Raw genomic sequence first — 12,934 nt, 5'->3', positions numbered from 1 at the left:
CCTGGACTTCAGCCGCTCGATTGCCACCCCGCAGGCCGGCGCGAGGCTGCTCAAAGCGTTACTCGATGTGCACGTGCCCTGGCCTGAAACCTTGCCGCCGCCGGAGGCCAGTGGTGCGCTCAAAGGGTTGTATCGCATCGGCGCCACCTGGCACGCCAGCCTCGGCGGGCTGCTGTTCCAGGTCAGTGTGGTGCCAGGTTTCGCCGAGGTGTATCTGGTCGACCCAAAGCACCCGCTGCGCCCCGGGTTCAAGCTGGCCGGCGATGCACAAGGGCATTGGCGACTGGAGCGCAAGGCCAGGCTTGCGGGAGGCATGCCCAGGGAAAAACTGGATAAATGGCAGCGCGAACATCGCGATCAATTAAAGGCGCTGAAGAATGATCTGCAGAGGCTCAACGCCGCGTTCCTGCCTTTTGCGATGTCCTCGATGTCGTTCGAAAGAGCACAGAGCTTTGCCCGTAACCAGTGGGTCGAGCAGCTAAGGGGCCTGCACGAGGATTGGCTGAGGCTCGGCACCTCGGCGCAGATTCCGCAACTGCACAGCAGAATTGCAACCCGTCATGAACAACGACGCCTCAGTTCGATACAGGCCAGGATCGCCTGGAATATTGCCATAGAAAACAACCAGAAAAACGCCGAGGCGGCCTACGCAGTGATGCAACAGATCGAAGCCAAGGCCGGCGAACTGATGCATGCCGACAGGACCGATCCAACGCACTCAAGTACGCGCAATAACGCCACCAAAATGCTCTATAACTATTGGGCAGCGGTCTTCGAGGTCATGTCGCAGAGGCTTTCAGACACCTATTACGCAGAACACGGCGAAACTGATAGCGAACTCCATGAGCGAGTCAATAGCGAGTTACCCCGCAACATCACAGACGCCTATGAGGCGTATATCCACTTGAAAAAGCTGCAGCTCGAAGCGCTGAAACACATGGTCGAGCCAGCCCAACGCATTGAAACCTACCTCAAGAACGCGGACCCGGTACTGCGCCAACTCCTGCTGCGGGAAAAACCCTCCGATCAAACCATTTCTTCAACCACCTTCAAACTGCAGTCGCTGATTTTGCTCACCGAGCTGATACTCAACCGCACTCACCCTTCGCGGGAAGCGGCGGAGCATCCTTTCATCACTGACCTCACCGACCCGAAAAACATCACCTGTGTGCTAGCTCATACAGAGTTAAGTACGACCCGCGGCTACTCGACAGCGGAGCAAATTGACGTACTCAAGGGTGTTCTTGAACGGTATGAACGGCTGGAGAACGCCGTCAACTCGCTGACCGAAATGGGCTCGGGCTTCATACGTGAGGAATATCGGACGACGTTCCTGGAACAACTGGTTGCCGATCGTGCCGACCTTGAAGCGCATCTGGCCGACGTGATCCTCATAGAGGAAGGGTTCATTGACGTACCACGTCTGCCCTCTGCGCTCCGGAAGAAGCCCGCCAACCGAACAGTCATCAAGACGCGCAGCAAACACACGCTGGTGGGGGATTTGCGCCCGCCCCAGGCAGATATGCCCGGCAATTTTGTGGAGATCAAGGACCCGATCACCGGTCAGACCCTCGCCACTTACCTCGAACATGCCGAGGAAGGGGATTGGGTGGAAGTTGTCCAGGCGGCGCCGGTCATACCGCCCAAAGCTGCGGTGGTACGTTCGCTGAACACGATAAAACGCAGTGCAGACACTGTGATTGCGCAAAAGCCAGGGATTGTGAACACGATACGCACCGAACAGCGAAAACTTCGGGACCCCACACGACGCGAAACCCTCACTCCGCTGGACTGGGACGACATGTTGACCCAGCAGGCAAGCAGAGTGGACGCCTTGGCCGATGAAATCCAACGCGACCACGGCACGGACCCAAAGGCCGGGGCGCTGGCAGATACGTACAGGAAAGAGGCGAACGACCTGAGAACACTGGCCCACCAGGTGTGCGCCGAGGGCTACCTGCAGCAGCGCCCCCAAGCCTACAAAGTCGCCTATCTGTTCAAGCACGGGTTTATCGATATCAACCTGGCAGAACGTCGCGCGCCACTGAAGACCGGCGACTTCATCGACAAATACACCGTGCGCGACAAAAGCAAAATAGCAGCGGGAGTACCTTACAAGGACACCCTCTTGTGGCACGCACACTTCCATTACCCACTCATCGATACGGACGTATTGCACAGCAGCTTCGGCCACCTGAAGACCACGCAAGAGGAGCCCTTTACGCGTAGAGAATTGATCGAACAGGCACAGGCAGACAACCGTGCGCTGATCTACCTGGAAAAAGCCGTGATCAGACCGCCCCTGGATTACGACCTGTTCCTCAAGCTGGCCGTGGAACCGGAGAACAGGCAGGCGGCGCTCCCTGAGTAAGCGCGAGAACGCGAGAGCGCCCAGGTTTTCAGCCACTGGCCCAACACCTGGCCGGTGGTGCATAGACACGGGGCGTCTATGCTCTGTAGGACAGTCTTCCTGACGAGGGTGTTATGGACGATCCACTCGACAACAAACCGCCGACCTTCTGGCAGATGCTGCACAGCGTGATGGCGGCAGCCTTTGGCGTGCAGAGCGGAAAAAATCGCGCACGCGACTTTACCCACGGCAAGCCCAGTCATTTCGTGGTACTGGGCATTTTGTTCACGGCGGTGTTTGCGCTGACGCTGTTCGGCATCGTCAAGCTGGTGCTGCACCTGGCAGGCGTGTAACGCTCATTCACCAGCACCAGGTAATCGGGGCGCTCATTGCCTTGCGGCACGTCGCCGGGCTGGGCCAAGCTGTTCTGCGCGGCGCGCCGGGAATAACGCACGCGCCATCGCAACCTTCAACATGATGGTTTGAGCCTTGGGATTGACCCGCAGGACAATCGCAATGCGACATTCAATCGAGGCTCAATCAGCCGTTTTTACTGGTGGCTGACCCAGAATACGGCGGTCCCCACCACCAGAATGATCAGGAACAGAATGGCCCAGGCATCCACGGTACTGTCAGGTTTACGGGCTTTGGTGGAATTGCTCATTGCATCGCCTCTTGTCGGTTTTATAGATGACGGCACTAAGACTCGACCTCAGTAAAGATCATGATTGCCCGCATGACAAATGTGGGTATGGCGATAACGGTTCTCATTAGTCAGTTTGGTTATTTACATATACCCAAACATCACTTTTGCGCATATACGCAAACTGGTATCGTGCGCCGGCTCCGTTGGGAGTGCGCGGCCGTGCGCGCAGATTTGCCGAGAACAGGACCTATATGTACGTATACGACGAATACGATCAGCGCATCATCGAGGACCGCGTCAAGCAGTTCCGTGATCAGACCCGACGCTACTTAGCAGGTGAACTGAGCGAAGAAGAGTTCCGCCCTCTGCGCCTGCAAAATGGCCTTTATGTTCAGCGCTTTGCGCCGATGCTGCGAGTGGCCGTGCCCTATGGCCAACTGACTTCGCGCCAGACGCGGATGATGGCCAGGATTGCCCGCGACTTCGACAAAGGCTATGCCCACATCAGCACCCGCCAGAACGTACAGTTCAACTGGCCGGCCCTGGAAGACGTGCCGGACATCCTGGCTGAACTGGCCACCGTGCAGATGCACGCCATTCAGACCAGCGGTAACTGCCTGCGTAACGTGACCACCGACCAGTTTGCCGGCGTCGCTGCCGACGAGTTGATCGACCCGCGGCCGTGGTGCGAGATCGTGCGTCAGTGGACCACCTTCCACCCGGAATTCGCCTACCTGCCACGCAAGTTCAAGATCGCCATCAATGGCTCGACCTCGGACCGTGCGGCGATCGAAGTGCATGATATCGGCCTGGAGCCGGTGCACAACGCTGCTGGCGAGCTGGGCTTTCGCGTGCTGGTGGGTGGCGGCCTCGGGCGTACCCCGGTGGTCGGCGCGTTCATCAACGAGTTCCTGCCCTGGCAGGACCTGTTGAGCTACCTCGATGCCATTCTGCGGGTTTACAACCGCTACGGTCGTCGTGACAACAAGTACAAGGCGCGGATCAAGATTCTGGTAAAAGCGCTGACGCCCGAGGTGTTCGCTCAGAAAGTCGACGCCGAGATGGAACACCTGCGCGGCGGCCAGACCACGCTGACCGAAGCCGAAGTGCATCGCGTCGCCAAGCATTTCGTCGATCCCGAGTACAAGGCCCTGACCAACCAGGATGCCGAACTGTCCGCGCTCGATCAGCAACACCCGGGTTTCGCCCGCTGGCGCACCCGCAACACCCTGGCGCATAAACAGCCAGGCTACGTGGCGGTGACCCTGTCGTTGAAACCCACCGGCGTAGCGCCGGGCGATATCACCGACAAGCAACTGGACGCCGTCGCCGACCTGGCCGAGCGCTACAGCTTCGGCCAACTGCGCACCTCCCACGAGCAGAACATCATTCTCGCGGACGTCGAGCAGAGCCAACTGTTCACCCTGTGGGGCGAACTGCGCGAAGGCGGTTTCGCTACGCCGAACATCGGCCTGTTGACCGACATCATCTGCTGCCCGGGCGGCGACTTCTGCTCCCTGGCCAACGCCAAGTCGATCCCGATTGCCGAGTCCATCCAGCGCCGCTTCGACGACCTGGACTACCTGTTCGACATCGGCGAGCTGGACCTGAACATTTCCGGTTGCATGAACGCTTGTGGCCACCACCACGTCGGCCATATCGGCATCCTGGGCGTGGACAAGAAAGGCGAAGAATTCTACCAAGTGTCCCTGGGTGGCAGCGCCAGCCGCGATGCGAGCCTGGGCAAGATCCTCGGCCCATCCTTCGCCCAGGAAGCCATGCCCGAGGTGATCGGCAAGCTGATCGACGTGTACATCGAACAGCGCACCGAAGATGAGCGTTTCATCGACACCTACCAGCGCATCGGCATTGACCTGTTCAAGGAGCGCGTCTATGCAGCGAATCATTAAGAACAACGAAGTCCTCGACGAAACCTGGCACCTGCTGCCCAAGGACGCGAGCTTCGACGGCATCTCCAACTGCGACGACCTGATCGTGCCGCTGGCACTGTGGCGTGAACACGGCCACGCCCTCAAGGCCCGCGACGGCGGCCTGGGTGTGTGGCTGGACGCCGATGAAGAAGCCGAAGAGATCGGTGAAGACGTCGAGCACTTCCAGGTCATCGCCCTGAACTTCCCGGCCTTCACCGACGGGCGCAACTACTCAAATGCGCGCCTGCTGCGTGAGCGTTATGGTTACAGAGGCGAATTGCGCGCGATTGGCGATGTGCTGCGCGACCAGCTGTTCTACCTGCGCCGCTGCGGGTTCGACGCCTTCGCCCTGCGCGCCGACAAAGACCCGTACGAAGCGCTGGAGAGTCTCAAGGACTTTTCGGTGACGTACCAGGCTGCAACGGATGAGCCGCTACCGCTGTTCCGCCGCCGCTGAGTCTTGCCGCACCAAAAGCCCTGGCATGCCAGGGCTTTTTTATGGGCGCGGTGATGAGGTTCATCGGCGAATCTACTCGTCGCCTGATCCACCGCTATCGCGGCCTTGCTCAAGCTCGACGGTTACCACAGGGGAGCGGCGGTGAAGCCCCTCCCTGACGCAATCTTCACATAAAACGCGGAGCATTCGCCGTGATTGAACTGTCCCCTACTGATCAGCAGTTTTTCAACCTCACTGACGATTGGAGTTCTTCATGGCGAAAATCAACCTGGCCCAGCAGTTGGCGACCACCCTTGAACAGGCGGGTATCAAGCGCATCTGGGGCCTGACCGGCGACAGCCTCAATGGCCTCACCGACGCCCTGCGCAGCATGGACAGCATCGAGTGGATGCATGTGCGCCACGAAGAAGTGGCCGCGTTCGCCGCCGGCGCCGAGGCCGCCGCCACCGGTGAGCTGACCGTGTGTGCCGGCAGTTGCGGGCCGGGCAACCTGCATCTGATCAATGGTCTGTTCGACTGCCATCGCAACCATGTGCCGGTACTGGCGATTGCTGCGCAGATTCCGTCCTCGGAGATCGGCCTGAATTATTTTCAGGAAACCCACCCTCAGGAGCTGTTCAAGGAATGCAGCCACTTTATCGAGCTGGTGAGCAACCCCGAGCAGATGCCCCACGTGCTGCATCGGGCCATGCGTTCGGCGATCCTCAATCGGGGCGTGGCGGTGGTGGTGATTCCGGGAGACGTGTCGCTGCTGGAGGTGGAAGACAAGCTCAAGCCGTGGCCGGCGCTGCATGCTCCGCGCACATTGCCGGCCGAGGCCGACCTGCAGCGCTTGAGCGATATGCTCCAGAGCAGCGAAAAAGTCACGCTGCTGTGCGGCAGCGGTTGCGCCGGTGCCCATGACCAGGTGGTGGCGTTGGCCGACGCCCTCGGCGCGCCGGTGGTGCACGCGCTGCGCGGCAAGGAACATGTGGAGTGGGATAACCCGTTCGATGTGGGCATGACCGGCCTGATCGGTTTCAGCTCCGGTTACCACGCGATGCTCGACTGCGACACGCTGGTCATGCTCGGCACCGATTTCCCTTACCGTCAGTTCTACCCGACCGATGCCAGGATTATTCAGGTTGACCGCGACCCGCAGGCCCTGGGCCGACGTACGACGCTGGACCTGGGCATCGCCGCCGATGTCAGTGAGACCCTCTGCGCGTTGCTGCCGCGCCTGACGCGCAAGACCGATCGCAGCTTCCTTGAAACCTCCCTGAAGCATTACGAGAAAGCGCGCCAGGGCCTGGATGACCTCGCGCAACCGTCCAAGGCGGATCGACCGATCCATCCCCAATACGTGGCACGCCTGCTTAGCGAACTGGCCGATGATGATGCGATCTTCACCGCCGATGTCGGTTCACCGACCGTATGGGCCGCGCGCTACCTGAAGATGAACGGCAAGCGCCGCCTGATCGGCTCGTTCAACCATGGCTCCATGGCCAACGCCATGCCCCAGGCCATCGGCGCGCAGGCGGCGTTCCCGGGTCGGCAGGTGATCTCGATGTCGGGCGACGGCGGTTTCACCATGTTGATGGGGGATTTCATTTCGCTGGCGCAATTGAACCTCCCCGTCAAAGTGATCGTGTTCAACAACGCGTCACTGGGTTTCGTCGCAATGGAGATGAAGGCCGCAGGCTACCTGGACACGGGCACCGAGTTGAAAAACCCGGATTTCGCGGCCATGTCCAATGCCATGGGTATCCTGGGGATTCGCGTGGAGCAATCCGAGGACCTTGAGCCGGCCCTGCGCCGCGCGCTGGCCCACAACGGCCCGGTGCTGGTGGATGTGGTCACGGCAACCCAGGAGTTGGTGATGCCGCCGACGATCAAACTCGAACAGGCCAAGGGGTTCAGCCTGTACATGCTCAAAGCGGTGATGAGCGGGCGTGGCGATGAAGTGATCGAACTGGCGCGCACCAACTGGCTGCGCTGATCCAACGGCGGGAGGGGCAGCCCCCTCCCGCATTCGGACTCATTGTTCAATTCAGCCCTGTTGTTTTTCGACCCATTGGCCGAAGGCATCAATAAATGCCTGCAGGAACGGCCTGGTCTTTTCCGACAGCTTGCCGGCCTCATCGAACACACTGCCCGCTCCGCCCAGGTAGGCTTCGGGCTGTTGCATGCACCACACATCAAGAAACACCAGGGACTGGCGCAGGTGATGGTTGGCACCAAAGCCACCAATGGCGCCCGGCGATACGCTGATGATCGCTCCGGGCTTGCCGCTCCAGGCACTCTGCCCGTACGGGCGCGACCCGACATCGATGGCATTCTTCAACGGCGCCGGCACGGAACGGTTGTATTCGGGCGTTACGAACAGCACCGCGTCGGATGAACTCACCTGTTGACGGAAAGTGCTGTAGGCTTGCGGCGCGCCTGGCCCGTCTATGTCCTCGTTGTAGAGCGGCAAATCGCCAATTTCAACAATACTCAGCTTCAGGTTGGCAGGCGCCAGCTCGGCCAGGGCCAAGGCGACCTTGCGGTTGATCGAGTCTTTTCTCAAGCTGCCAACCAGGACGGCAATCGTGTAGACCTTGCTCATTGAGGTTTCCCGACGTCTGACTAAAGGAGCCTGTAGTTATAAAGATTTCACCGCGCGCGCACCAGCGGGTTTTGAGAATGCCGCATAAGTTGGCGCGCAATCACATGCGTGGGAAACGTCTGAAATTTTAAACGAATAGTATTTTTTTCTTATAGGTAAACTACCCCGCTCCCTGACGGTCTACAGAACCGCAAATCGAGTGTTTATCTCCAGAGGTTCTAAACAGATGGCAGCAGTACTAGTCGGACAGTTTCATGCCAGAGACGCAGAAGGCCGCGTATATTCGGTGCATGAGTTCCAGGAATCCGAACCGGCGCAAGGCGACCTGGCGGGCTCGGCGCCTGCCGTCACCTACAAGCTGGCCATTGGCGACCGGGTGGAGAAGCTGGAGGGTGATGAGTTCAGATTGATTCAATCGGGCACGATCCTCGTACGCGAATCGAAGAACACCCTCGCCTCATAAGATTCAGCCTTCACCACCTGCCCAGTCCAGGCGACTGGGCTGGGGATGCTCACGGGCTGCGGATTTGCGTCACTTCGATGCCCTGCTCGCCTTGCTTGAGCGTCACCACCACCTGCCCTCTTTCCCCCTCCACCGCATACATCGAGCGCGTATAGCCCGCCCGGTCATAAGCGGGATAGGCCTGCACCTGCCTGATCAACGTGATACCGAGCACCGCGCCCACCTGCTCGCCGACCCGTTCCTGGGAGCGAATAAACGCTTCAAGTGCGAGGTCCTCCGGTGTGTGTTCGGCGTGATTATTGAAGAAGTAAGCCGCCATGCATCCCACGGTCACCAGGACCAGCAGTTGCTTGGCCGTTACCCCGAAGAGTGTCGAGGGTAGAGGCATTTGAGACCAGACCTGTTTTTGTTGTAAGTACCGGATCACCGGCATTGGTCGTTGCTGATCAGACACAGCATTCTAGTAGGGTCGTGGCGCAACGCCATAGGCCGGGGCGACGCGCGCAGTCTTTTTTGCGCACAAAGCCCTGCGCCATTGAATCCCCAACGCGCTGCACATAGACTCCGGCCATGCGTTTACGTCATATCGAAGTGATTCAGGCCATCTTGCAGACCGGGCACCTCGGCACGGCCGCCGAGTGGTTGCAACTCCCCGTGGGCGAGGTGGACGCCACCCTCAAGGATGCCGAGCTGCAGCTGGGCTTCATGCTGTTTGCCAGTGTACGCGGGCGCCTGCAAGCCACCCGTGAAACCCTGGAGTTGCAGACGCAAATCGCGCCCCTTTACGAAGCGCTGGAGCCGATACAGCGTCTGGCCAGCCGCTTGAAACACCATCACGCGCCGACCTTGCGCGTGCTGTGCACCCCGCCGCTGGCAAGCCAGTTGTTGCCACACAGCATCGCCCTGCTGCGCCGACGGTTCCAGGACACGCCGTGCAACCTGTCGAGCCAGCCGACCCGGGAAATCGTCCGCAGCCTGTTGCTGCATGAAACCGACGTGGGCCTGAGCCTGCACGATCCGGAGCACCCGCACATTCAAAGCAGCGTACTGGCCCAAGGCAAACTCCAGTTGCTCGCCCCCCATGGCTGGCTCAAACCCAGGCAGAAGTACATCGCGCTGCAGGACCTGGCGGGACAGTCGATGATTGGCCTGGAGGGCCAGGACCCATTGAGCCGCCTGCTGGACGCCAAGCTGCAAGCCTTGCGCCCGCTGCCGGTGGTGCAGACGCGGGTGCAGACGTACCAGATGATGCGCAGCATGGTCGAAGCGGGCGAAGGCCTGGCGGTTGTCGACCCGTTCACCGCCTTCGGCGCTCGGGATGCGGGGCTGGATGTTTGCCCGATTTCACCACCGATCAGTGTCAAGCTGTATGCGCTGACCCTGCACGACGGGGCCGCGTCACCGGCCCTGAGCGCGTTGCTGGAGATCGTCACGCAAAAGGCCGACAACCTGCTGACCACCGAGATGAAACCGCAGTAGATGCGGCCTCAGATCGAGCTGACTTCGGTCTTGAACAGCCGATACCAGAAAATCGCCACTTCACGGGTTTGCGGGTCAATCCCGCGATAGCGCAGTTGATCGATTCCCCCCATTACATACCCGCTACGTTCATACAGGCGGCAGGCCCCCAGGTTGTTGTTCTGGGTTTCGAGCATCATGCCCGGCAGGTTTTTCTTGCGTGCCCAGAATTGCGCCACATCCAACAGCGCCTTGGCAACACCGTGACGCCGCGCAGGCAGCGCCACCGCCAACTCGTCAACGTGGGCAAAACCGTTCCAGTTGGTACTGACCACGACGTGTCCGACGGCGCGATCATCCAGGTAGGCCATGAAGATCGCACTGTCGGGCGCGTTGCGAAAGCTGGCGAATTCTTCCGGGTCGATGCCGTAGCACTTGCGGTACGGCAGGATGCGTTCCACCGGCCACTGATCGACTCGTTTGTCCATCTGCGGCACGCCATAGGCACTGACCTCGAAACTGAAGTCATTGCCCCATACATAAGCATCGAAGCCTTCATCGGCGACTCGCACACTGAGCCCTGGATACTTCGGGTTCATGACAGCTTGCATAACGTTCCTTAACCTTTGATGCAATCGACGGTGTAACAACGACCACTGCCGTCATCTTCATGTTGCAGCCCATGCACATCAGCGACAAAGCCGGGAAAACTGCTGTCGAACGTGCGGGCGAACGCCAGGTAATCGATGATCGACCGCGTTGACTCGGTAAAGCGCTCGCCCGGCATGATCAACGGGATACCCGGCGGATAGGGCACCAGCATCACGGCTGCGATGCGTCCTGGCAAGGCATCGATGGACACCGCCTCCACTTCGCCCCTCACCAGCTGGTCGTAGGCGTCGGCCGGCTTCATCGCGATCTGCGGCAACACCGTGTACATGCGCTTGAGATGCCTGGCCGTCGCATTGCTGCGATAACAACTGTGCAACTGGTTGCACAGATCGCGCAACCCCAGGCCTTGATAACGGACCGGGCCCTGGGCATATACCGAAGGCAGGCAACTGGCCAGGCTGGCATTCGCATCATAGCTGCGCTTGAATTCCAGCAACTCGGTGAGCAAGGTACTCCATTTGCCTTTGGTGATGCCCATCGAAAACAACACCAGGAAAGAATACAGCCCGGTCTTCTCCACCACCAGGCCGCGCTCCCAGAGGAACTTGCTGACCACGGCGGCCGGAATCCCGCAATCGCTCAAGGCGCCACCGGCGTTGAGGCCGGGCATCACCAGCGTGACCTTGATCGGGTCCAGCAGCACATAATCTTCAGCCACATCGCCAAAACCATGCCAGTCGTCCTGGGGGTGCAGCAGCCAGTCGGCCGTGGCGACCCGATCGATACCGGCCACCGAGGGTGGCTGCCAGATGGAAAACCACCAATCATCGGCGGCGATATGCTGACGCAGATTGGCCAGTGCACGCCGGAAACTCAGGGCCTCGTCGAACATTTCCTGCAACAGCGAGCGTCCCGCCGGGCCTTCCATCATCGCCGACGCTACGTCCAGCGAGGCGATGATGCTGTATTGCGGCGACGTGGAGATATGCATCATGAACGCTTCGTTGAAACGGTCGCGGTCCAGCTGCCGCGCACCGCCATCCTGCACATGGATCATCGATGCCTGACTGAAGGCCGCCAGCAACTTGTGGGTGGAGTGCGTGGTGAACACCAGCGGGCTGTCCGGTGTCCGCAACGTGCCCATGCCATAGCGTCCGGCGAAAAACTCGTGGAACGCCGCGTAGGCATACCAGGCCTCATCGAAGTGCAGCACCTCTACGCTGTTGCCCAACTGCTGCTTGATCAGTTCGGCGTTGTAGCACAGGCCGTCGTAGGTGGAATTGGTCACCACCGCCAGCTTGACCTTCGCCGGGCGGCCACGGGTCAGCGGGCTGGCAGCGATCTTGGCGCGGATCGATTCGGGGCTGAATTCACTCAAGGGAATGGGACCGATGATGCCCAGTTCGTTGCGTTCCGGGCACAGGTACAACGGGATCGCGCCGGTCATGATGATCGAATGCAGCACTGACTTGTGGCAATTGCGATCCACCAATACCAGATCGTCGCGGCCCACCATGGAGTGCCAGACAATTTTGTTGGCGGTGGAGGTGCCGTTGATCACGAAGAACGTATGGTCGGCGCCGAAGTTGCGGGCGGCGCGGGCTTCGGCTTCGGCCAGCGGCCCGGTGTGATCGAGCAACGAGCCCAGTTCAGGGACGGAAACGGACAGGTCCGAACGCAAGGTGTTCTCGCCGAAGAACTGATGAAACGCCTGCCCTACCGGGCTTTTGCGATACGCCACACCACCGCCATGGCCCGGGGTATGCCAGGAGTAATTGGAGTCGGCGGTGTGTTGCACCAGGGCCTTGAAGAACGGCGGCAACAGGCCATCGAGGTAGGCTCGCGCAGCGCGGGCGACCTGGCGCGCCAGAAACGGTACGGTGTCTTCGAACAGATACAGAATGCCGCGCAGCTGGTTGAGTTCGCTCATGGCGTCAGCCGGGGCGTTTTCCAGGGTGACTTGTTCGCCCAGGGCGAAGATCGGCAGGCTGGGCGCCCTCACCCGCGCCAGGCGGATCAGCTCGACCATGTTTTGCAGCAAGTGGGTGTTTTCCCCGGCGCCTTCTGCGGCAATCAGCATGCACGCCAGGCCATGGTGGGTGGACGCCACCAATCGCCCTTCGGCGTAATCCACCGCAGAAAAGATACTGAAGCCCTCCTGCTCCAACTCCCTGGCAATGCCTCGAACCCGGTCACCGGCAACGGTGTCAGCCTTGATGTCACGGTGCACGATAAGGACGGGAAACTTCAGGTCTTTGTACATGAGCGCTCCTACTCCTGAGGGCTTGCACTCAGGGTAGAAGCTGGAAGCGAATGTGGCGAATGAAGATTTCGAAAACGAGGGAAGTAAACGGTGGGAGGGGTATGAGCGCAGATCCCCTGTGGGAGGGGGCTTGCCCCCGATAGCGGTGGGTCAACCAACATCAATGT

At 60.1% G+C, this 12,934-nt stretch carries 10 protein-coding genes and 1 pseudogene; 7 read left to right on the top strand and 4 right to left on the bottom strand.

Annotated features, from left to right (window positions below):
- The 5 genes and pseudogenes from BFQ04_RS29740 to poxB form a co-directional block, all read left to right on the top strand.
- Positions 1–2,371 (top strand): annotated as a pseudogene (locus tag BFQ04_RS29740) (hypothetical protein); the annotation flags it as partial.
- A 113-nt stretch (positions 2,372–2,484) separates the two neighbouring features.
- Positions 2,485–2,703: a DUF2970 domain-containing protein gene (locus BFQ04_RS21095; RefSeq protein ID WP_065952433.1), complete on the top strand. Its 219-nt coding sequence runs from the start codon at positions 2,485–2,487 to the stop codon at positions 2,701–2,703.
- Between the two features lie 544 nt (positions 2,704–3,247).
- Positions 3,248–4,906 carry a nitrite/sulfite reductase gene (locus BFQ04_RS21090; RefSeq protein WP_065952432.1) on the top strand — a complete coding sequence of 553 codons (1,659 nt, stop codon included), beginning with the start codon at positions 3,248–3,250 and terminating at the stop codon, positions 4,904–4,906.
- The gene (locus BFQ04_RS21085; RefSeq protein ID WP_065952431.1) at positions 4,890–5,384 is read left to right on the top strand and encodes a DUF934 domain-containing protein; all 495 of its coding nucleotides are present in this window, start codon (positions 4,890–4,892) and stop codon (positions 5,382–5,384) included. The genes BFQ04_RS21090 and BFQ04_RS21085 overlap by 17 nt, the downstream gene beginning before the upstream one ends.
- A gap of 253 nt (positions 5,385–5,637) precedes the next feature.
- Entirely contained in the window at positions 5,638–7,362 is a 1,725-nt protein-coding gene (gene poxB, locus BFQ04_RS21080; protein ID WP_065952430.1) for a ubiquinone-dependent pyruvate dehydrogenase, read from the top strand.
- 51 nt (positions 7,363–7,413) lie between these two features.
- On the opposite strand, the gene BFQ04_RS21075 is transcribed toward poxB, so the two are convergent.
- Positions 7,414–7,971 carry an NADPH-dependent FMN reductase gene (locus BFQ04_RS21075; protein ID WP_065952429.1) on the bottom strand — a complete coding sequence of 186 codons (558 nt, stop codon included), beginning with the start codon at positions 7,969–7,971 and terminating at the stop codon, positions 7,414–7,416.
- A gap of 226 nt (positions 7,972–8,197) precedes the next feature.
- Between BFQ04_RS21075 and BFQ04_RS21070 the strand changes: the two genes are divergently transcribed.
- Positions 8,198–8,434, top strand: coding sequence for a hypothetical protein (locus BFQ04_RS21070; RefSeq protein ID WP_065952428.1), 237 nt, complete (start codon positions 8,198–8,200; stop codon positions 8,432–8,434).
- A gap of 49 nt (positions 8,435–8,483) precedes the next feature.
- On the opposite strand, the gene BFQ04_RS21065 is transcribed toward BFQ04_RS21070, so the two are convergent.
- On the bottom strand, positions 8,484–8,822 hold the full coding sequence (locus BFQ04_RS21065; protein ID WP_065952436.1) for a hypothetical protein: 339 nt from the start codon (positions 8,820–8,822) through the stop codon (positions 8,484–8,486).
- 182 nt (positions 8,823–9,004) lie between these two features.
- On the opposite strand from BFQ04_RS21065, the gene BFQ04_RS21060 reads away from it, so the two are divergent.
- Positions 9,005–9,913: a LysR substrate-binding domain-containing protein gene (locus BFQ04_RS21060; RefSeq protein ID WP_065952427.1), complete on the top strand. Its 909-nt coding sequence runs from the start codon at positions 9,005–9,007 to the stop codon at positions 9,911–9,913.
- An 8-nt stretch (positions 9,914–9,921) separates the two neighbouring features.
- Here BFQ04_RS21060 and BFQ04_RS21055 read toward each other — a convergent pair whose 3' ends face one another.
- On the bottom strand, positions 9,922–10,503 hold the full coding sequence (locus BFQ04_RS21055) for a GNAT family N-acetyltransferase (protein WP_065952426.1): 582 nt from the start codon (positions 10,501–10,503) through the stop codon (positions 9,922–9,924).
- Positions 10,504–10,511: 8 nt separating this feature from the next.
- Entirely contained in the window at positions 10,512–12,767 is a 2,256-nt protein-coding gene (locus BFQ04_RS21050) for an Orn/Lys/Arg family decarboxylase (RefSeq protein ID WP_065952425.1), read from the bottom strand.
- Positions 12,768–12,934 lie beyond the last annotated feature (167 nt).

The sequence above is a fragment of the Pseudomonas sp. 37 R 15 genome, from assembly GCF_900004865.1.
Taxonomy (GTDB): domain Bacteria; phylum Pseudomonadota; class Gammaproteobacteria; order Pseudomonadales; family Pseudomonadaceae; genus Aquipseudomonas; species Aquipseudomonas fluorescens_AM.
This window is presented reverse-complemented; position numbering and strand designations above follow the sequence as displayed.